23 protein-coding genes are annotated in these 19,649 nt (G+C 37.2%); 3 read left to right on the top strand and 20 right to left on the bottom strand.

The features are described 5' to 3' along the window. The first annotated feature begins 119 nt into the window (after positions 1 to 119). A protein-coding gene (locus ACWPWY_RS01830) for an IS3 family transposase (protein ID WP_454190117.1) occupies positions 120 to 1,474 on the top strand; the annotation gives its coding sequence in 2 pieces (ribosomal slippage) (positions 120 to 573 and positions 573 to 1,474; 1,356 coding nt in all). A gap of 93 nt (positions 1,475 to 1,567) precedes the next feature. Here ACWPWY_RS01830 and gdhA read toward each other — a convergent pair. From gdhA to ACWPWY_RS01785, 9 genes are all read right to left on the bottom strand, one after another. Then, positions 1,568 to 2,947, bottom strand: a complete 1,380-nt coding sequence (gene gdhA / locus ACWPWY_RS01825) for an NADP-specific glutamate dehydrogenase (RefSeq protein WP_454192765.1) — start codon at positions 2,945 to 2,947, stop codon at positions 1,568 to 1,570. A gap of 200 nt (positions 2,948 to 3,147) precedes the next feature. Continuing rightward, entirely contained in the window at positions 3,148 to 3,678 is a 531-nt protein-coding gene (locus tag ACWPWY_RS01820) for a GNAT family N-acetyltransferase (RefSeq protein WP_454190116.1), read from the bottom strand. Between the two features lie 22 nt (positions 3,679 to 3,700). Beyond that, positions 3,701 to 4,699, bottom strand: coding sequence for an ROK family protein (locus ACWPWY_RS01815; RefSeq protein ID WP_454190115.1), 999 nt, complete (start codon positions 4,697 to 4,699; stop codon positions 3,701 to 3,703). A gap of 62 nt (positions 4,700 to 4,761) precedes the next feature. After that, a complete protein-coding gene (locus ACWPWY_RS01810; RefSeq protein WP_454190114.1) occupies positions 4,762 to 5,217 on the bottom strand; it encodes a RidA family protein in 456 nt (151 codons plus the stop codon). Positions 5,218 to 5,899: 682 nt separating this feature from the next. Next, positions 5,900 to 6,577: a hypothetical protein gene (locus ACWPWY_RS01805; protein ID WP_454190113.1), complete on the bottom strand. Its 678-nt coding sequence runs from the start codon at positions 6,575 to 6,577 to the stop codon at positions 5,900 to 5,902. Positions 6,578 to 6,751: 174 nt separating this feature from the next. After that, positions 6,752 to 7,540: an alpha/beta hydrolase gene (locus tag ACWPWY_RS01800; RefSeq protein ID WP_454190112.1), complete on the bottom strand. Its 789-nt coding sequence runs from the start codon at positions 7,538 to 7,540 to the stop codon at positions 6,752 to 6,754. Beyond that, positions 7,540 to 7,716 (bottom strand): hypothetical protein, encoded by a 177-nt coding sequence (locus tag ACWPWY_RS01795; RefSeq protein WP_454190111.1) that lies wholly within the window; start codon positions 7,714 to 7,716, stop codon positions 7,540 to 7,542. Before ACWPWY_RS01795 ends, ACWPWY_RS01800 begins: the two co-directional genes overlap by 1 nt. Before the next feature lie 48 nt (positions 7,717 to 7,764). After that, positions 7,765 to 8,175: a GNAT family N-acetyltransferase gene (locus ACWPWY_RS01790; protein WP_454190110.1), complete on the bottom strand. Its 411-nt coding sequence runs from the start codon at positions 8,173 to 8,175 to the stop codon at positions 7,765 to 7,767. A gap of 313 nt (positions 8,176 to 8,488) precedes the next feature. Then, a complete protein-coding gene (locus ACWPWY_RS01785) occupies positions 8,489 to 8,965 on the bottom strand; it encodes an Rrf2 family transcriptional regulator (RefSeq protein ID WP_454190109.1) in 477 nt (158 codons plus the stop codon). A 161-nt stretch (positions 8,966 to 9,126) separates the two neighbouring features. Between ACWPWY_RS01785 and ACWPWY_RS01780 the strand changes: the two genes are divergently transcribed. Together ACWPWY_RS01780 and ACWPWY_RS01775 are read left to right on the top strand one after the other, a co-directional pair. Continuing rightward, complete coding sequence (locus ACWPWY_RS01780; RefSeq protein ID WP_454190108.1) at positions 9,127 to 9,903, top strand: alpha/beta fold hydrolase; 777 nt, start codon at positions 9,127 to 9,129, stop codon at positions 9,901 to 9,903. A 99-nt stretch (positions 9,904 to 10,002) separates the two neighbouring features. Further along, a complete protein-coding gene (locus ACWPWY_RS01775) occupies positions 10,003 to 10,458 on the top strand; it encodes a DUF1097 family protein (protein WP_454190107.1) in 456 nt (151 codons plus the stop codon). A gap of 258 nt (positions 10,459 to 10,716) precedes the next feature. Here ACWPWY_RS01775 and ACWPWY_RS01770 read toward each other — a convergent pair whose 3' ends face one another. From ACWPWY_RS01770 to ACWPWY_RS01720, 11 genes are all read right to left on the bottom strand, one after another. Then, positions 10,717 to 11,076 carry a DUF3139 domain-containing protein gene (locus tag ACWPWY_RS01770; protein ID WP_454190106.1) on the bottom strand — a complete coding sequence of 120 codons (360 nt, stop codon included), beginning with the start codon at positions 11,074 to 11,076 and terminating at the stop codon, positions 10,717 to 10,719. A gap of 39 nt (positions 11,077 to 11,115) precedes the next feature. Then, positions 11,116 to 11,730, bottom strand: a complete 615-nt coding sequence (locus ACWPWY_RS01765) for a M24 family metallopeptidase (protein ID WP_454190105.1) — start codon at positions 11,728 to 11,730, stop codon at positions 11,116 to 11,118. Between the two features lie 24 nt (positions 11,731 to 11,754). After that, entirely contained in the window at positions 11,755 to 12,657 is a 903-nt protein-coding gene (locus ACWPWY_RS01760; RefSeq protein ID WP_454190104.1) for a serine hydrolase domain-containing protein, read from the bottom strand. 237 nt (positions 12,658 to 12,894) lie between these two features. Next, a complete protein-coding gene (locus ACWPWY_RS01755) occupies positions 12,895 to 13,416 on the bottom strand; it encodes a DNA topology modulation protein (RefSeq protein WP_454190103.1) in 522 nt (173 codons plus the stop codon). 34 nt (positions 13,417 to 13,450) lie between these two features. Further along, on the bottom strand, positions 13,451 to 14,077 hold the full coding sequence (locus ACWPWY_RS01750) for a histidine phosphatase family protein (RefSeq protein WP_454190102.1): 627 nt from the start codon (positions 14,075 to 14,077) through the stop codon (positions 13,451 to 13,453). A gap of 132 nt (positions 14,078 to 14,209) precedes the next feature. Beyond that, positions 14,210 to 15,121 carry a PhzF family phenazine biosynthesis isomerase gene (locus tag ACWPWY_RS01745; RefSeq protein ID WP_454190101.1) on the bottom strand — a complete coding sequence of 304 codons (912 nt, stop codon included), beginning with the start codon at positions 15,119 to 15,121 and terminating at the stop codon, positions 14,210 to 14,212. 29 nt (positions 15,122 to 15,150) lie between these two features. After that, positions 15,151 to 15,738: a haloacid dehalogenase gene (locus ACWPWY_RS01740; protein ID WP_454190100.1), complete on the bottom strand. Its 588-nt coding sequence runs from the start codon at positions 15,736 to 15,738 to the stop codon at positions 15,151 to 15,153. Positions 15,739 to 15,746: 8 nt separating this feature from the next. Beyond that, positions 15,747 to 16,010 (bottom strand): cytidine deaminase, encoded by a 264-nt coding sequence (locus ACWPWY_RS01735; protein ID WP_454190099.1) that lies wholly within the window; start codon positions 16,008 to 16,010, stop codon positions 15,747 to 15,749. Between the two features lie 1,459 nt (positions 16,011 to 17,469). Beyond that, the gene (locus tag ACWPWY_RS01730) at positions 17,470 to 18,066 is read right to left on the bottom strand and encodes a DJ-1/PfpI family protein (RefSeq protein WP_454190098.1); all 597 of its coding nucleotides are present in this window, start codon (positions 18,064 to 18,066) and stop codon (positions 17,470 to 17,472) included. Between the two features lie 168 nt (positions 18,067 to 18,234). Next, positions 18,235 to 18,804: a hypothetical protein gene (locus tag ACWPWY_RS01725; protein WP_454190097.1), complete on the bottom strand. Its 570-nt coding sequence runs from the start codon at positions 18,802 to 18,804 to the stop codon at positions 18,235 to 18,237. Positions 18,805 to 18,845: 41 nt separating this feature from the next. After that, positions 18,846 to 19,391 (bottom strand): GNAT family N-acetyltransferase, encoded by a 546-nt coding sequence (locus ACWPWY_RS01720; protein ID WP_454190096.1) that lies wholly within the window; start codon positions 19,389 to 19,391, stop codon positions 18,846 to 18,848. Positions 19,392 to 19,649 lie beyond the last annotated feature (258 nt).

The following is a 19,649-nucleotide window of genomic DNA, read 5'->3' as shown; positions in this document are numbered from 1 at the left end:
AATCATTAAAATGTAAACACCTTATTCTATTCACGCAAAAAATTAAAATTAAAAACCGCCTTCCCTGAACTGCACCCCAAATGTTAGACATTAACTAACATTGGAGGTGCAGTTTTTATATGGCTAAGTTTAGTTCAGATAAAAAATTACAAGCAGTTATGCGTTATCAAAATGGATCGGAAGGAATAAAATCGATTGCGAAATCGATAGGAATCCATCATTCTGTCTTATTAAATTGGATTAAGCAATATGAGCACCATGGTGAAGAAGTTTTTAAAAAGCGCTATACACCGTATTCCATACAGGATAAACTAGACGTACTTAATTATATGAACGAATTCGGGACGTCTGCTAGAGAAACGGCTGCAATATTTAATATTGCAAGTCATAGCACCATTTTAAGCTGGCAAGAGAGCTTAAAATCACATGGAATGGACGCCCTAAGACCAAAGAAAAAGGGGCGTCCATCCGTGAAAAAAGAATCGATCAAACGAAAGAATCAAACGTTAGTAGAAGGGTCCGTAGAGGCCTTACAGGCAGAAGTGGAACGTTTACGAATGGAAAATGAGTATTTAAAAAAGTTAAATGCCTTAGTTCAAAACAAGAAAAAATCACCAAGGAAGACAAAGTAAAGGTCATCTATGAATTAAGGCATAAATACTCGGTGAAGGCGCTTGTGGCATTTGCTGCTATTCCACGAAGCACATATTACGATGTAGTGAAGAAGCTAGATCGTCCAGATCCAGATGCTGACTTGAAGGCTGAAATCAAAGCGATTTACGAGGAACATGAAGGTCGATATGGCTATCGTCGCATTCGAGATGAACTAGCCAATCGTGAGCAAAAGGTGAACCATAAGAAAGTGCAGCGTATCATGAAAGAATTAGGCTTAAAAAGCGTAGTTCGCATGAAAAAATATAAATCGTACAAAGGAACGGTGGGCAAAATTGCGCCAAATATTCTAAACCGTAACTTTACGGCAGAAGCTCCGAATGAAAAGTGGGTTACGGATATTACAGAATTTAAATTATTTGGTGAGAAGCTCTATTTATCAACTGTGTTAGACTTGTTTAACGGAGAAGTTATTACCTATACAATCGGCTCTAGACCAACGTATTCACTTGTTTCAGAGATGTTAGAAAAGGCTTTAGAACGTCTCCCGAAAAAACATAAACTATTGATACATTCAGATCAGGGATGGCACTATCAAATGAAGCAATATCGTCATGCCCTTGAATCAAGAAGAATTATTCAAAGTATGTCACGTAAAGGAAACTGTTACGACAACTCTGTAATGGAGAACTTCTTTGGCATTATGAAGTCAGAGTTCCTCTATTTAAAGGAATTTGAAAGTATAGAACATTTTAAATCAGAATTAGAAAAATATATCAATTACTATAATATGAAACGGATCAAGGCAAAATTCAAAATGAGTCCAGTGCAATACCGAACTCATTTTGAAAAAGTTGCCTAATGAAATAACCGTGTCTAACTTTAAGGGGTCACTTCACCCTAGGGAAGACGGTTGCATTGTTAACAAGCTAATAACCGCTTTTTAATTATTTAATTAGACAATCCCATGAGCGAGCATCGCGTCTGCTACTTTAAGGAAACCTGCGATATTTGCCCCAGCGACCAGATTACCTGAGCAACCGTATTGATCTGCTGCTTCAACGCTGCTGCTATAAATGTTACGCATGATCTCTTGAAGTCTGGTATCTACTTCTTCAAATGACCAGGACAACCGCATGCTGTTCTGTGACATTTCAAGTGCTGATACGGCTACACCGCCAGCATTGGCAGCTTTTGCTGGTCCAAACAAAACGCCATGCTCATGGAAAATATCAATCGCATCCAGCGTAGAAGGCATGTTAGCTCCTTCACCAATTGCTTTCACTCCATTTTTAACTAGCAAGATAGCAGAATGTTCGTCAATCTCATTTTGTGTTGCACAAGGAAGTGCAATATCACAAGGAATAGACCAAATTCCTTCACAGCCTTCCGTATAAGTAGCATGAGGATGCTCTTTTACATACTCGCTGATCCGCAGACGTTCTACTTCTTTTAGACGTTTCACCGTCTCCAGATTAATACCTTCTGGATCATATACATATCCAGCGGAGTCACTACAAGCGACAACCTTCGCACCAAGTTCTTGAGCTTTTTGAATCGCATAGATCGATACATTACCGGAACCGGATACAACGACCGTGCTGTCTTCGAAGCTCAGATCTTTCGATTTCAACATCTCGTCAACAAAGTACACACATCCGAATCCAGTGGCTTCCTTACGTGCAAGACTACCACCGTACTGTAATCCTTTACCCGTCAAGACACCAGACTCATGACTACTTGTAAGACGTTTATATTGTCCAAACATATAACCAATTTCTCTTGCGCCTACGCCGATGTCTCCCGCTGGAACGTCAGCATCTGAACCAATGTACTTATATAGTTCAGTCATAAAGCTTTGCGTAAAACGCATTACTTCAAGATCCGATTTTCCTTTTGGATCAAAATCAGAACCGCCTTTACCGCCCCCGATTGGCAGACCCGTCAATGCATTTTTGAAAATTTGTTCGAAGCCTAGGAACTTAACAATCCCTGCGTACACAGAAGGATGGAACCGCAGTCCACCTTTATAAGGACCGATTGCACTATTAAACTGTACGCGGAATCCGCGGTTTACTTGTACCTTACCTTGATCGTCAACCCAAGGTACGCGGAAAGTAATAACACGTTCGGGTTCAACTAGCTGTTCAAGCAAACTGTTTTCCCAGTACTTAGGATGAGCAGCGATAACGGGAATAAGAGAATCTAGAATTTCTTTTACCGCTTGATGAAATTCAAACTCCTGTGGATTTCTGGCAACAACCGATTCATAAACGGAATGAACATACTCTGTAGCAATCAGCATATTTTGATCTGTAGTTTCTCTCGTTATCATGGACACTTTTTCGATGCACTCCTTTGTTGTATTAAAGTCTGTAGGCTTCTCTTTGTCAAAACGCATAAAAGTTTGTAGTTAAATATACAGGATAACAAAATAAAATACGAGATAAAAATCCATAAAATGTTTTTTATAACGCTATTAAAATGTTCTATAGTAAGATTATTTTACGTTATTAACGCGGAAATACTGCTCATTTACTGCTTTTCATACAGATTAGCGCTCCATCCATCTCCATTTATTGATCTTATATAGTTAAATCCATAATCTTGATAATATGCATTTAGTCTGCTGTTATCTGCCATACAGTCCAATCTTACAAAAGTCTTCCCCCGGCTTTTAATCTGCTGTTCCGCTGTTCTCAAGATAATATTTCCGATCCCCATTCCCTTATAATCTCTATTCACGGCAAATCGGTGGATATAACCTGAATTTATATTATCCAGTTCCTTCCATATAAAAGGATCTGTCCAAGTAATAATATAAGTCCCTACTACCTCTGAATTCAGCTCCGCAATGTAAACATCAGATCCATTTGTTAAAAATTCAATAACCTGATCCAGATTAAAAAACTCCGGACGCCATTGGTATATCCCTTTCGAATTAAGCCACTTAGCCGAATTTTGCCACAGGTTTAGAATGATGGGTGCTTCTGATAATGAAGCTGACCTGATAACCATTGATGGCCTTAATATCTTTGATATCTCAGATGTCTCTGACGTTTCCACTGTTTCTCCCCCTCATCGCAAATCAGATTTCTATTCTAGTTCCATTGGAGAGTTTCTTTGTCATTCTTTCGCTTGCATATACAGCAGCACCAATCATGCCTGCTTTTCCACCTAACTTAGCTTCCTGAATCTTACATGCCTCATTGGATAACTTTAATGCATGCTTAGCCGTTGTCTCCCGAACCACATTCAGTAATCGATCTCCCGCTGCAGACATTCCCCCGCCGACAATAATCATCTCTGGGTTATATAAATTAATGACATTGGAAAGGCCAAACCCTAAGATTCTCCCCGTCTCATGCATTACTTCAATTGCGACTTTATCTCCTACATCATACGCATTAGAAATCATTTGAGCCGTAATTTGGCTTTGATCTTGTTGAACCCATTCTTGAATGATACTTTTATGACCGTCACTGAGCCGTTCAATTAAAGTGTTGACCATTCCTACAGCTGAAACATATCTACCTAAACAACCTGAACTGCCACATTTGCAAGGGCGACCTTCTCTGTACATATTCATATGACCAATTTCCCCAGCACTTGAGGTCTTTCCATATAACACGTTGCCACCACTAACTATTCCTGATCCCAATCCTGTTCCTAACGTAATTAACACAAGATTATCGAATCCAATACCTGATCCAAATCGCCATTCACCATAGAGATTTACACGAACATCATTGTCAATAAAGGTGGGAATTCCAAGGGTATTCTCCATCTTATTTACAACATGAATGTTCTCCCAACTAGGAAAATTAGGGGAGAAGATTGAGAGACCTTCATCCGGATTCAAGAGACCGGGGATGCCCATTCCCATACATCTTATGTCAGCCTGCGACAAATTAGAGGTTTGCAACAGTTCAATTATGGTTTCTTTCATTCTATTTAGCACATGGGTTGGACCTTTGATTGCTTCCGTTTGAACGTTTTTTTCAACTACCGTTTTGAATTCTTTATTAAAAATGGCTGCCTTGATGTTCGTACCACCAAGATCGATTCCTATCGTATACTGACTCATGTGTTAGCTCCAATCTCTTATATTCTTAGGTGTGATAGCGTTTTCTAAAACTTCATAGTTATCTACTCTTCCACTTCAAATATAGAATCCACGATAATGGGAAGATTATCTCTTACCGATACAGCCCCTAATACGGATCTTGCGTGAACTCCTTTTTCTCCAAAGACCTCATACATGAGATCGGATGTTCCGTTTAACACTTTATGGTGTTCTTCAAAGCTAGGTTCTGCATTTACAAAACCTTGGATCTTCGCAACGCGTTTTACTTTATCTAGACTACCAAGTGCCTCTTTAAGTACAGCTAAAATCTCAATTCCTGTTGTCCTAGCGAATTCATATCCTTCTTGAGTTGTGTATGTAGAGCCGAGTTTACCTTTCGGTTGTCCAGATGGTCCTTTACCAGAGACAAACATAATCCCATTAACAATCACGTAATTCGTATACTGTGCAGCAGGATTACTCGAAGGTGGCAAAGAAATATTCATTTCTTTTAATTTCGCCTCAATGGATTGCGCCATTGCGTCATATTGATCTCCCCTCAAACTCATTTTATCGATACGTGTTTCTAGTATTTCAATGATTCTAGATACCGTATGCTCCACAAATTCATCTACTTCACTTTGTGTAAGATATATAAAATGATGATTATTCGGAATTGTATTTTCTAAATAAAACGATGTGATCCGCCCGATCTGTTAAGTCACTTGTCCTTTAGGGAAAATATCTAAGTAATCCTCAAATTCAGTGATATTTTGAAAAGTAGTCCAGAAGATATGATCTTTATTGTTTTTTAAATACTCAAAATCGATTCCGTACCAATCTTCTTTAATTAAACTCCAATATTCAGGTGTTCCTATTATATTTTGATATAGTGGTTCTTTCTTTTTAGCTTGATAACATTTGCTCCACTCCTGATCGGTCACAAGATGAAGATAATAGCCCAGATAAAAAGATAACCTTTTCGTATGGATATCGTTCTCGTTATGAAGAAGATACTGATTATAAAATAGGTCTGCGTTTATTTTTCTATCGATTTCAAAATGTGTTATTTCCTTTGGAGGAATGAGTCCTGCTCCCTCACGATAAATTCCACAATCTGGACCAATATTTCGACTACGAATTCTTCTTTACATACAGGTAAACCCAAATCTATTAATCTCTCAGCAATTCTAAAATGAGTGATCCACGTAGCCATAATTATTATGCCTCCATCATCTTATTTGTTCCCCGTAAACTACTAATCGGATAAATAAATTCAATCGAGTCCTGCTTTAATTCTTTTTCAAAAAAGTAGTTATGATCCGCCCCAACAGTACATAAAATTCTTTTGTTCGGATATTTTTTGTAAGTATTTCTCACTCTTTCAACCATAATTTGATTACGAATATGCCAACGAAGTTGATATGACTTTTCATTCAGATCCTTTAGCCATTCATACTTTTTCTTCGTTATCACATCAAACTCTTTTGAGTTAAATGGAATTTTTCCATACTCAGACGTTTGTAATTGCTTCGCAAACCAATCCTTCTCCATAACTTGAAAATCCTTTTTTTGATCTTCTGAGAAATCTAAATCAGCGCCAAAATTATTCCATACATCTAGCTCAAACCAATCAATCGGGACAAAATCCAGCTTTTTCTCTTCACATAAAGGAAAGATCAAATCCCAATATTCACTTGCCGGTTCTCCCCAATATCCCTTATCCGTGTTATCTTCCAGGTACCTCTTCCAACTAAGCGGATGAACTTCACCGCAGATAAGATCAGGTGCAAAGTCTACTATTATCTGTTTATAAAGTGGTAATGTACAATGATATTTCTGTCTCAGCTCTTCATCATGTATCATTCCAAGTAATCCAACTGTAGGGATAAGTTTCAACTCTCCTTTCTGAATTAAAAATTCCTTATTTTGTATTTTAAACGATATGGAAGAATTTATCTTCTTCTATTTCGATTTATATATCAGACAAGTAAATAACAAAAAAAGCAGCAATACTGAGAATCAAGTCCTCACTTCACTGCTCCCTTTCCTTTATCAAATATGTAAGGACTATCATTGATCTTCCAGTACATAATGCTTTTCTTTAAGGTAATTCTCCATGTCTTTTATTGTTCTATCAAAGTATAGGTTCTCATGCCTACCGTAATTAAAAAATCCATGCTCCATACCATCATAGGTCAAAAATTGTATTTCATTGCCCGCTTTCTTCATCTGGTTAATGAATTCTATATTCTCTTCATACAGAACATCTCCTGTTCCACACATCCACAGGGTCGGCGGTAAACAACGCTTAATATGATGCTTTGGAGAGATCGTCTGCGAGATAGGCACCAATTCAGGAAAAAGCCGAGTTGTAATATCAACGGCATCCATACCCGCCGCAAAAATAATCAGCTCGCTCACGTTATAATCAGTTGTATGATTCACTTCATCATCAATTTCCGAAAACATGAATGCCGAAACGGTAATATACCCGCCCGCCGATGCACCGCACACAATAATACGATTCGGATCAATCCCTAACTCTAGGTGGTGATCCTTTACCCATCGAATGCTAGACTTCACATCACAGATCGCTTGTACAGGTGTGAAATCTGCATCCGATCCGTTCCGATAATCAACACAAATACTAACAATCCCTTTACTTGAAAAATGTTTAGCTTGATACTGAAATTGATCTGGAGTTATTGGATCCTTCTTAAAACTCCCACCATTAAAAAATAATAAGACCGGTCTATTTTCTCCTTCTGATTCCGGTTTGCTAATGTACAAATATAAGTCCCGATGCGCCTTTTTATAGGCTCTTTTTACCATAGGAACATCAAAAGTAAAAGGTTTCATTAGTCCACCTCCCTAAAAACAATTTCAAGCCGATCCTTATAAAGACAAATATGAGGTTCTTCCGAATCAAAATAACGTACTTCCCGAAAACCAATGCTTACATAAAATGCTGCTGTTTTATCCATATCTGTGCTTGGAAACATTTGAAGACAGTTCGTAAAACCTTGATGAGACATGTTTTTCACCCTTTTTTATATTGTGTTAGTCCTATGTTTGATCTCTGATCATTTCTTTCTCTTCATTACAAACGCTTTATCTTCTTTTTCAAAACCTAATCGAGGATAATATTCTACTGCTCCTGGTGCAGAAAGAAGCACCAAAGAACACTCATCTCCGATTCGAGCTTGTACACGATGGACCAGTTCTGTTCCAATTCCATCCTTTTGGTAAGCTGTATCTACTGCTAAATCAGATAAATAGCAGCAATACGAATAATCCGTTATCGCTCTTGCAACCCCGATCATCTTTCCTTTAGTCCAAGCCGTAATTAAAATATCTGCGTTATCTATCATTCTTTGTATTCGTTCGTAGTCTTCATGAGGACGTTTTATTCCGGAATTCTTAAATACTTGTGCTACATCATTCGCATTCTGTACCTTTTCCTCTGAGTAAATAATTATGAGAATACCCTCCATTCATTATTACTTTGCTAATATAAAGTCTACTTGCCAATTTAAATAGGTATAAACACGATGAGAAACACCTTGTTATAAGACGTATATCCTTGAACTAGACTACGTTCATCTTATCTTTTCAACCATCCCTATTCATTCTCCTCTAATTTCCTAGTTAACCATAGAGAGCTTTCATATATCTCGTAAATAACAAGTATAACTAAACTATACCGCCCATTAAAATAACGTAAAAAGGAGCAGCTGCCATCGGCGAACTACTCCTTTTAGTTTTAATTAAAGGTTTCCTGTTAATTCAATAAATACAGAAAACTTCTTAATCTACATGGTCAACCTCAATGAACCAAAAACTCTGTTTCTCACTAGAGCTCTTTAGCTCGATGTCGGATATTTTATGCACCAAGTCAGACAAGTAAATCTGCTCCATTTTTCGTTCAGTGGTGTTTTGGATTTCTTGAAAGTATAAAGCCGTAATCTTTTGGATGTTACAGCCAACTATACAATCAGGATTTGTGTGTGTATCTAAGTGTAAGATCTGCTTATTCCCCTCTACTGCCTTATAAATATCAAGTAGATTTATTTTTTCTGGTTCACGAGCAAGACTTGGGTTTGCGTGTCCGTGGACACTGATCAGTAGACCACCTTTTTTCAGAGAGGACATGATTTGTCTTACATAAGAAGGATGAGTATTAATACTATGAGCAATTGCCTTGCTGGATAAATCCTTATCTTTGGAAACATGGATATATACTAGTATGTGGATCGCATCACTGAATTTTGTTGAATACTTCATTAATTTGCCTCCCATCATGCTGCTTTAGTAGTATAGCATATCAGACAATCTTATAAATCTTGATCATTTTCAGGTTTGATGTTATTGTACACTTAACAACTGGATGTTATTAAATCAATAACAACAATGTTGATATTAGTCTATTAAGGGAGTGCAATTATATGAGCTGGGCAAAAACAAATGACGGTTTGGAAATTTATTATGAAGTAGAGGGAAATGGACCTACCATTGTCTTTCAATCGGGTTACATGGGGATACATGATATATGGAAACACCAAGTTGAAGCGATGAAAAACTCTTATCGCTTAATTACACATGACAATCGTGGCTATGGGCTTTCTAGCAAACCTGTAGACTCCTCTTTCTACACTACAGAAAAAAATGCTGACGATTTGAAAACGGTGCTTGATGCTACTGAAGTTACAGAACCGTTTGTGTTAGTAAGTCATTCCATTGGGAGCATGGCAGCTCTTGCGTTTGCCGGAAAATATCCGGAGCTTGTGAAAGGAATTATCATGATGGGAGGACCTGTATTTACTAGTGAAGGTGCGACCCAGTTGGGGGGTCATGAAGATATGTTTGCTGTTCACCAAACTACACCGAGTGATGCGGCTAACTTCTATAAACGACTTGGATGCGCTGAAGAAATCGCTTTGGAAGCTGGTAAATGGCAACCAACGGTATTTAAAAACCAAACTCGTACTATCCTTCAGTATCGTCCGGAATCTAATGTTTTAAATCTTCAAGTGCCGATTACAATTATTCATGGTACTCATGATGTTGTTTCTGATAAAGAAGCTGTTTATACCATTGTCGATATCTTCCCTCATGCAAAATGGGTAGAACTTGATGGGTTAAACCATTTCCCTCAAACGGAGGCTCCGGAAACAATTAATAAACTACTTCGTGACTTTTATACGGAAATTGAAGGTAATTAACACGTTCAACGTATAAATCCTTGAAAGTAAGTATCGTCTTATCAACGATAAAATGATCAATCGTCTTTGTAAAAGTGTACCATTTGAAAGAGGTATTTTATGAATAGATCCGTGCTATTATACAGCCTTTATATATCATTTACATGCGCTGTTTTCTTCCACATTTATGCGTATACAGGTTTTACACTCGGTTGGATGAACTTTGTGATATTGGCTCTGTTTTTTGGAACTGGATCTAAGCTTAAGGATATTCCAGCTATTTTTTTAAATATTTTAGCAGGTTTAACTTGGGGGCAACTTAACTTTATATTCCCGGATATGTTTACTGGAATGGGTGTACCTGAACAATTAGCCATATTTCTGAACGTAGTCATCGTAACTACAATTGCTATGTTCATACACCTTAGAGTATTAGGCAATACGATATTGAATAAAATACCTTTTATTTTTATATGTATTGCTTTAACCTCCTCTCAAGGTGGAAATAATGAAATAGAACTTATCATCACCGTTTTTGTTTGCATTATTATTAGCTATAGCCTGTGGTCTAGGTGAAGGTCTTCTCGGTTCCACACAACAATCGAAAGACAAGATATTTAATTTCGGATTTAGTACCGGCTACCGGAATAAAGAAGTATTTATGCAAGCTATCGTACTTAATGAAAGATAAGTATTTCATTTCATAAAGAAGCCGCTAACCATAAATGGGTTTGCGGCTTCCCTTTTTATTTTTCTGAATATTTATTATGATTATACAATAACTTGTATACAGTCCAAATATGTCTTATGTATCGCGTTGTGTAATTCACTTCTCTAATTGGAGGGTACATAATGTTTCAGCTTCGATTTCGTAACTCCTTTTTTCTCACCCTCTTCAGTTAATCGGTAGTCAAATTGCATAATCTCATTATGAGCAAAGTACACATATTCCACATAGGGTTCATCCTTAAAGATCACGAGAGTATAAAAAGAAGGTAACTTCTTTCCCCAAACCCCTTTTACAGATTCTATTTCTTCTCTGCTATATTTCTCTTCTTCCAATAAATAATTTGTTACTCTATTCGCATAATTGTACTTGTTTACCTGCACGTATAGGACAGGTGTTATAACAACTGTAATGATGATAATCACCATGAAAATAAGTAGCACTCGTCTTTTTATGATCTCAACCATATCCTTTATTTTATTTTGTCTAAAGTTCCTCATGCCTAATCAACGGTCAATTACGTTTTCAAATTTCGCCCCATAGTTTCCTTTGCCGATATGAGGTTCAATGGCCCACCTTTTTCCTTCTAACAACGTGTTGGCATTGTCAGGACAAATAAATATCCTCTTTGATTGGTTATTCTCGTCCTCAATGGAATGTCCAATATTCCCATTTGGATCTAGTAATTGATATCCCACTGACTCAATTAGACTGTCACAAAAGGTGAATAATTCTCCGATGGTATTACATCTTTTTGCGTAATCAAAGGTCTGTTCAAAAACATCCTTTGCGTCTGCTGCAAGACGAGTATAAGCTTCATTTTCAGTAATCACGATAGTTTCCGAATAATCCCCCCAATATCCGTTTACCTTCGGACTAAAATCGATCAATACAATGTCATCCTTCAATAAATAAACATCATCTGAGGGTAAATGGTTTGCCCGGGTGCAATATCTCGAATTTGTATTAAAATTTACAAGCATGGGATACCATAAATCTTCTGCTCCTAGTGAATACATTACTTTTTCACAAATATCCGAAAATTCCTTTTCTGATATACCTGGTTTTAGATATTCTTTAGAAATCTTACAGGCTTGTATGGCTAGTTCTTGTGCATTCATAGGATACTCCTTCGTAAGTATTTTTTAATGGTTTACTTCCAGAGCTTCAATCACTTTGTTACCAAACTCTCTTATATCTTTTAAATAGTTGTAATCCCTCTTATTGTTTAATTGATTATACATCCGTACCGCTACCGCTTGATATTTAGGAATGACCAAACAAGCACATCCGGTTATACCAAGAATTTGATATGCGTCATCAGGTACGTTACTACCTATCTGATTTAAGGGGGTATTTCTTTGCAGCCACCAGATGAAGCCCTGTCTCGGTAAATGAGATGGCAATGTCTCTGGGGTTTGCAGACTTGTAATTCTATTAAAAATGGATTCAGAGAAAATTGCTTCACCTTGGATCTTACCCTTAGTAAGATGTAGATTCCCCCACAATGCTAATTCTCTGGCACTGACAAAAAGATTGCTCTGATCCCCTGCGGAACTATCATTCGGTCCAACCCGATTATCCTGTTCATCATAATAATTATAGATTAATCGTTCTTCGTATTGAGTTCGCCACCCCGTCTCAACTAGTCCTGCTGGTTCTAATAATTCATGTTGAATATAGTTGGCTAGCGATGTACCTGTAACACATTGAACCAACTCGATTAAAAGATTAATACCGACATTTGTATAGGCCCAGTCTGTACCAGGCAAAAAAGAGTTCACTATCTCCCCTTCACTAATATCCAGACCGTGCGTATGAGTTAAACAATGCCGTATGGTTATTCCTTTTATCAGATCTGGAACTTCATTTATGTAATATCCAATTTCATCATCTATGCTACGAATCATTCCAAATTCAATAAGCAAACTAATCGCAAATCCGAGGTAGGTCTTTCTAACAGAAGCCACGTTAAAATGGGAATCCGCATCAACCATTCTAGATGAAGTCAGTGAATCATGTCGTCCTGAATACCACTCATTAATCACTACATCATTTTAAATAATATATGTTGCTGCGGCTGTAGCACTAATCTCCCTTTGTATTTCAGAAACATATTGATTCAGTTTATTAAACTGTGGATTGTTCATTGCGATCTCCTTGGTATGAATTGAATTACTTATGCTCTATTAAATACAATTTCAATGCTTCTTGAATCTTTGAATCTACAAGATATTACTCAATCAACTCATCGATCTCATCCCGTATGGAAATCACCTCTCTCATCATTCATCTAATACTCCATCTGTTCTGATCCTACTTAATAACCTTCTGGCTTCCATAGGACGTTTGATAATGATGATTTTTTTATCTGCATGTTCCTCTAGCTTTTTTAATATTCCCACTCTTTTATTTTTCCTGAAATTCCAACTATACTTAATAAAAGCCCAGTCAATCGACTCAGGACAACCTTCATTTAAATCAGGCCTTGTCTTGCCATGATATTGTACTCTGCGTTTGATAACCCGGTATGTCGTGATTACAGGTGATAAATCAATAAATATAATAATGTCTGCTGCTTGTAACCGTATATCTAACGTTCTTCCATAGTGTCCATCTATAATCCATTGATCTTTGGCAACTAATTGCCGGTTAACATCATCCCATTCATCCCTCGGTGTTTCAATCCAACCTGGCTTCCAGTAGTACAGATCTAGATGGTAAACAGGTAAACTCAATATTTCCCCAAGTTCTCGTGAAAATGTTGACTTACCCGAACCGCTTGAACCAATGACCATAATTTTCATTTTTCTTTTTCCTTCTTTACCTATTAGATATTCTTCAAGGGGTTGATTCCTCTGGTTCATTCATTAGATGATCTATTGATGCAAAGCGATCAATTGTATAATTCTCACCATCAAAAACAAGTGTAGTAATCGAACATTCGGATACTAAAGTGCTTTGCTCCGCAACAAACTGGGGATGAATATGATGGAGCACATCCTCAGAAAATGTATTCACTACGTAATCAGTAATCAATCCTCCATGGGTAACGATGATAATATTACTACCGGATGGATATTGCTCTGCTAGACTCGCTAATATGGAGGACATTCTTTCGCAAGCCGACTTCACAGAATCACCTATAGGAGGAATATAGTCTGGTTCCCGAGTGCATTTATCCCACATCTGAATAAATTCTTGAAATGTCTGTTCCGGTAGATCTCCCCAGTTCGCACGCTCCCGTAAACGGTCGTCTACGATAATCTCTACGTTTGTTTTAGCAGCAATATACTCCGCCGTTTCTATAGCTCTTCGAAGTGGACTAGAAATGATTGCATGGATCGGTATCGTACTAACATGCTGAGCAGTAGATTGTGCTTGGATGATACCTTGTGGAGTGATTGGAACATCTCCTATGGCTTTTTCCTTTATTCCATGCCTTACAAGAAAGAACGTGATTCCCATCTAACCACACCTCCTGTCGTTATTAAATGTTACCTGTAAAGCCAAGTTTCTAGGGTTGGAATCATATCCTCATATGCTTTTAGAGCAATTATGGTATTTGTAACCCTAACTGTATATGATAGGTTTCATTCACTATACGCTCTCCTCCGCTACTGCATATGACACTTCAAATTCATTGACATAGACGCCTGTCCCTGACACATATACGTTCATATTCCGCTCATCACGGTTAACAGTTACCCATACGTTTCCCTCTCTCCCTACTTCTTGTCCTTGCTCAACAAGAAAATTCACTTCAGAAACATCTTGGTTTAGGTAAGTTAGATAATAAGCCCCCATAACACCGGAAGCTGTTCCCGTTATAGCATCTTCAATGGTTCCTGAATACGGAGAAGAAAAATGTCTTGCATGCATAAATGCATGCTCATCTATCGTTTCCAGACTGAAAGGATGAATGGATGCTTTTGAATTCTGAATAAGAATCTCAGGGAACATGGAGTTATTTGGCTTCATTTTAGAGAAACTATGTACATTTTTGATAGGTAGTAACAGTGTCCATGTCCCCGTGCTTCCATATACAATCGGCATCGTAGCATCAATATCTTCTTCTGTGATCCCGATACTTTCAGCAAGCTTCGATATAGAACCCTGAAACGGAGTAAACTGAGGTATGTCTTGCTTCATTTTAATAAAGTGTTCGCCATTCCTTGTTTCAAAAAAGATAGATAATACTCCAACATTCGTTTCGATTTCAATCTTATTTTGATCCTCGTTAAGAACTCCTACAGTCTTTAGACAATACATTGCAGCAATGGTCGCATGCCCACATAAATTAATCTCGTGTCCCGGTGTGAAGTACCTCAATCTTACATCTGCCTTCTTGGATCTCAGCATAAATACCGTTTCATTAAAACCTACCGATTTTGCAATAGATTGCATTGATTCCTCATCTAAATCATCTGCATCTAGTACAACCCCTGCTGGGTTACCTTTATTAGGTTTAGACGAAAAAGCATCATAATGCAGCACTTTTCTGTGCATCATATGGAACACCCTCCTTTACTAATATTCTGTTATGAGATATTTAATAATCCATTTACATGATAAATCCAGTTTCCATTCTGATCTGCAATATACGTATTCCATAACCTCTCTTGTGCTGGTTTTAGGTTTTTTTCTTGATCATCTATATACCATACTTGTCCAATCGAGTTCAGTTTTTTATTAACAAGCTCGTATATTTTAGGATCAGGTTTACAAAGTCCTACATGACTTGAGATTGTGAAACTTTTTATGTAGGGTAGCATGGGTCTAAATAGCGGCTCAATCCATTCCGTCCGGTGATTGCTAAGGATATGAATGTCAGTTAACTTACTCCACATTGGAAGATAATCAAAAGCAGGTAAATGCCCAAGATGTTTGAATAGTATTCGTTTTGCTTCTTCGATTTCTATCGATGGACACTTTATCTCGAGCCATTGCCAAAACTCCTCTTCGCTTATCTTCCCAGACCATAGGGATTCACGAATTTCTTGTTTATATTGAACTCGTAAAAGTTCATGCGATATATCCGCCCTTTCGGCGATCTCATACCAAAATGTCGGAGAAAGATTGGTAATAAGAACTCCAGCTGCATCAAGAATCAGTTGATATTGATTCATCTCTTATTCTATTCTCCTCTTGTATATTTCTCCGGAAGTAATTCACTAACTTTTACTTTTATGTACTTGTCTTCTTTCTTTAAGATTACATTTATCTCTGGTCCATAATCACTGATTAATTCTCTGCAGAACCCGCAAGGAGATACGACTTCTATTTCTTGTTGTGCTCCTTCAGTGAGATCCGGATGCCTTACTGCCACAATCGTATCAAAATCCCATTCTCCCTCTGAAATCGCTTTTCCTAATACAACAGCTTCAGCACATACGGACACTCTTCCGATATAGCCTCTAGATGAACGGCTGAATAAGTTTTGCCCGTTTTCGTTCGTATCGCTGCTCCTACATGGTGTTTTCCCTCTTTATATTATTCTTTTATTGTTTTTTCGCAGCATCAATCAGCTGTAGCTGTATGTCTTCATTCGTTAATGAACTCATAGATTACACTCCTATTCTAAAAAGAAATCTAGATCCGTACTTTAATGTTCTGTAGTTCAAGAATATAACCCTCTAATCTAAATAAAAATCACCTCATCATATAAATCATGACAAGGCATTTTCATAAAGATCAGTTTTGTACTAACTCGATGAATAAGAAATAGTTTTTATTTTGTTATTTCCGAATAAAGTTACCTGGTAGGTAATAAAGTACTCTTTTCCCTCGATAAGAAATGGTTTCACAATAGAAGGTATCTCTAGTTTCTCGTTTGTTATTTCATCCAAAAACGTCATTGATAGATTTCTCGTTTATCTTATTCAGTGTCACCACTGCACTTCCTATACTGCCTCTGTTTGCGAAAAATAATAAGATTGCAAATATTACAAATAACATTAACGCACTGATTAACAATTTCTTTGTATTAACTTTCTTTAGATTTAAAACTATCCTGCACCTCCTAATTAATATTTTTGTACTAGAATTATATAATTAGCACATATCGTGTTATATTTTACACTGGATTGGTGTAATATGGGAAGTTTGATTATATTATTAAATCTCCCTATTTTATAAACATTAATATCTGGCGAGTGCTACGAAATCTGATTATTTGTCTCATCACTCTTCTATCTCATTTAAAATCTCCATCATCGTCACTCTGGCCTTCTCGTCTAATATATAATGTCCCGTATCCTCGTGATCCGTAAATAGACTTGACCCATCAGATATCCATAGGGATAATTCCTTCTTTTCCCCGCTCTTTAAAATCAGTTCTGCCGTACACTTTCGTGCTTTATAGGATTGAGATAATTCCAGCGTTAATTTAATTCTTACACCTAATAAAATGGGTCGTTTCTACTAAATAAGGGTATTTGTGTTTGATGTGTTATATTAATATATTAAAGAAACATTCGATTTCGAATGAACCTCCTAGAATAGCTTCAAAACGCCAAGAAAATATAAAATATATTGATGAAATGTAGGGATATCATATGCTATTAGCTCTTTTAATCTTCTGTACTCTTTTCTCCATCTTGTTCATTGTCAAAAGTGAAGATGGACGATATCTATCAAAACTTTCTTTACTTGTCTTTGCTCTGTCCGTAATAATCAATATCTTACTTATCAATGATGCTGTATTTATTGGAATTCAAAATGATACTGATTTTTTATATCTTTTTGAGATCCACCTGATTGACGTATTTACGTATGTTAGAGTGATCACTTATGTTTCTGTTATTTCTTTAGTATGTTACTTAGGATTTCATGCGGCGAATAAATGAATTCGCCTCTGACTACAGAAGTTCCCGATTCCATCTATACTCTAATCTTGAAGCAGTTTCTACTGCTCGCTCTTCCCCTAATAATTTGGAGACAACTTGCAAAGAGGCATCAATTCCAGCGGTAACGCCTGCGGACATCACGATCTTACCATTGTCTACATATCTAACATTATTGATGATCTCACAATCCTTAGGTACCACTTGTGCTAACAAGTCCATAGCCCGCTGATTCGTTGTTACTTTAAGTCCGCTTAACAAATTCGCTTTTGCTAATAATAAGGCACCTGTACATATGGATAATACAATTTCTGAATTTTCCGAGGTACGCCTAATCCACGAGGTTAGGTCTGAGTTGTTCATTTCTGTCCTTGCCCCGATACCTCCAGGAACTACTAAAATATCGGGCTTCGGACAATTACTAAAGTTATATTTAGGAGCAATGGTAAAAGAGCTTATTGTGTTTATTAACTCCGACTTCTCGCTGACCGTATACGTGTAAAAATCTTTTCCCCAATCGCTTGCGGTGGCAAATACATCAAATGCTCCGCAAAAATCTAAACCATCGACATGTTCATACAGCAGTACGGCTACATTCCTTGTCCTATTCACCAAGATCAGCTCCTAAATATATGAGTTATTCATCATGAACCAGGCTTGATCGCGCTCCAAATGAATTTTTGTTCTCTAACGCCAATTCTTCCGTTAATGATATTCTTCAAGCGCGAGCAACCTAATGGGCTTCAAACAACTTCTAATATTTATAATTCTTCATGTAAATTACTCCATTTCCTCTTCAACACTCAAGATCATCTCATTGATATCAATTCCCTCAGGTAAATCTTTTTTTGCCACACTAATAAGTGCTCTTATAGCGACTTCTCCTTCTCCCTGCACATCCTTATCCATCATATCTTCGTTAGATACAGGGATGGCATGAATCCTTAAAAAGCTTCGCTCTGTATTTATATCGTGCACAGCTACAGATTTAATCTTAAATCCCTTAGTTACGGATTCCTTCCTTCCAAAACTCACACATATAAAATAGTTGGCGGGGGTTTCTTGTATCATAAATCCACCAGGTACTGAATTCACATAGTTCTCATATTGCTCTATCACTTCCTCAGGTAACTCCTCCGTCTGCCATTTCCAAGAGAAATCCAAACCCGTTTTAGTATAGATCTGTCGTTTATAAGGAACAGCAATTCCGTCTCTATTGGCTATTACTGTTTCCGTTCGGGATTCTGTATCCACATGTGTCACCTGATTTCCGATTCCGGTTTCTCCATCGCATCCCATCAGTAACCCGAGAATAAATATGATGATGGCAAGCCGGATTCTAATTCTCATCGCACACTCCCCTCCTTAATGCATCACGAATAACGGATCTCTTAAAATGCATATTCGTCCTTTAGCAATCCATAGCACACAAGGTCTTCATACTCGCCCCACTTTTTAACATGCTGTCTTAATAATCCTTCATATTTCATACCAATCTTTTGCATAACTTTACCTGATGCAGGATTTCTCGCTAAATGACGAGCATAGATTCGATTCAGTTTCATTTCTTCAAATGCATAATGCACGATCCCTTTTGCAGCTTCTGTACAATAACCATTACTCTTATACTTTTTTCCAATCCAGTAGGCAAGTTCCCCATGATCAAACTTCTTATTGCAACCAATCGTTATCGCGCCAATCAAATAGGATTCCTCTCTATGTACAATAGCTAAGGTAAGTGATCTCTCTTCATTAAAAGACTCGGAATGTGTATCGATCCAAGCCTTTGCCATCCCATCCTCATAAGGATACGGGATATATAATGTCGTCTCAGCAATATACTTATCGCCAGCTAACACCTGAACCTGCTCCGCATCCTCATGACGAAATGGCCGCATATTAAGTCTATCTAATGGAATAGTCGGTAGTTCTTTCATAGAAACCTCCCAAGGCAAAAGAATATGGAAATCAATATATTCTTATTCCATAAATATACATCTAGTGATAAAAGGATGCTACCCTTTACTGCTAGATTATGAAATCTAAAAAAATGGCTCCTAGTCATCCCTTCCTCTATTTCCTCACAAAATAAATGCAATATGTGAACTTTCTCACAATATGTGTTATTTATATTGTTTATTATTGGATATATAAAGAAGATATATATTAACAGTGTTTAGGTAATAGGAATTAAA

This window comes from Paenibacillus sp. Marseille-Q7038, assembly GCF_965111595.1.
Note: the sequence above shows the minus strand (reverse complement) of the source record. Positions and strands in the feature narration are given on the sequence as shown.

Coding starts and splice junctions, on each gene's coding strand:
- gdhA (WP_454192765.1), bottom strand. CDS start 2,947: ATGATAACGAGAGAAACTACAGATCAAAATATGCTGATTGCTACAGAG.
- ACWPWY_RS01815 (WP_454190115.1), bottom strand. CDS start 4,699: ATGAGTCAGTATACGATAGGAATCGATCTTGGTGGTACGAACATCAAG.
- ACWPWY_RS01810 (WP_454190114.1), bottom strand. CDS start 5,217: ATGGCGCAATCCATTGAGGCGAAATTAAAAGAAATGAATATTTCTTTG.
- ACWPWY_RS01800 (WP_454190112.1), bottom strand. CDS start 7,540: ATGAAACCTTTTACTTTTGATGTTCCTATGGTAAAAAGAGCCTATAAA.
- ACWPWY_RS01795 (WP_454190111.1), bottom strand. CDS start 7,716: ATGTCTCATCAAGGTTTTACGAACTGTCTTCAAATGTTTCCAAGCACA.
- ACWPWY_RS01790 (WP_454190110.1), bottom strand. CDS start 8,175: ATGGAGGGTATTCTCATAATTATTTACTCAGAGGAAAAGGTACAGAAT.
- ACWPWY_RS01785 (WP_454190109.1), bottom strand. CDS start 8,965: ATGAAGTATTCAACAAAATTCAGTGATGCGATCCACATACTAGTATAT.
- ACWPWY_RS01780 (WP_454190108.1), top strand. CDS start 9,127: ATGAGCTGGGCAAAAACAAATGACGGTTTGGAAATTTATTATGAAGTA.
- ACWPWY_RS01775 (WP_454190107.1), top strand. CDS start 10,003: ATGAATAGATCCGTGCTATTATACAGCCTTTATATATCATTTACATGC.
- ACWPWY_RS01770 (WP_454190106.1), bottom strand. CDS start 11,076: ATGGTTGAGATCATAAAAAGACGAGTGCTACTTATTTTCATGGTGATT.
- ACWPWY_RS01765 (WP_454190105.1), bottom strand. CDS start 11,730: ATGAATGCACAAGAACTAGCCATACAAGCCTGTAAGATTTCTAAAGAA.
- ACWPWY_RS01755 (WP_454190103.1), bottom strand. CDS start 13,416: ATGAAAATTATGGTCATTGGTTCAAGCGGTTCGGGTAAGTCAACATTT.
- ACWPWY_RS01750 (WP_454190102.1), bottom strand. CDS start 14,077: ATGGGAATCACGTTCTTTCTTGTAAGGCATGGAATAAAGGAAAAAGCC.
- ACWPWY_RS01745 (WP_454190101.1), bottom strand. CDS start 15,121: ATGATGCACAGAAAAGTGCTGCATTATGATGCTTTTTCGTCTAAACCT.
- ACWPWY_RS01740 (WP_454190100.1), bottom strand. CDS start 15,738: ATGAATCAATATCAACTGATTCTTGATGCAGCTGGAGTTCTTATTACC.
- ACWPWY_RS01725 (WP_454190097.1), bottom strand. CDS start 18,804: ATGAGAATTAGAATCCGGCTTGCCATCATCATATTTATTCTCGGGTTA.
- ACWPWY_RS01720 (WP_454190096.1), bottom strand. CDS start 19,391: ATGAAAGAACTACCGACTATTCCATTAGATAGACTTAATATGCGGCCA.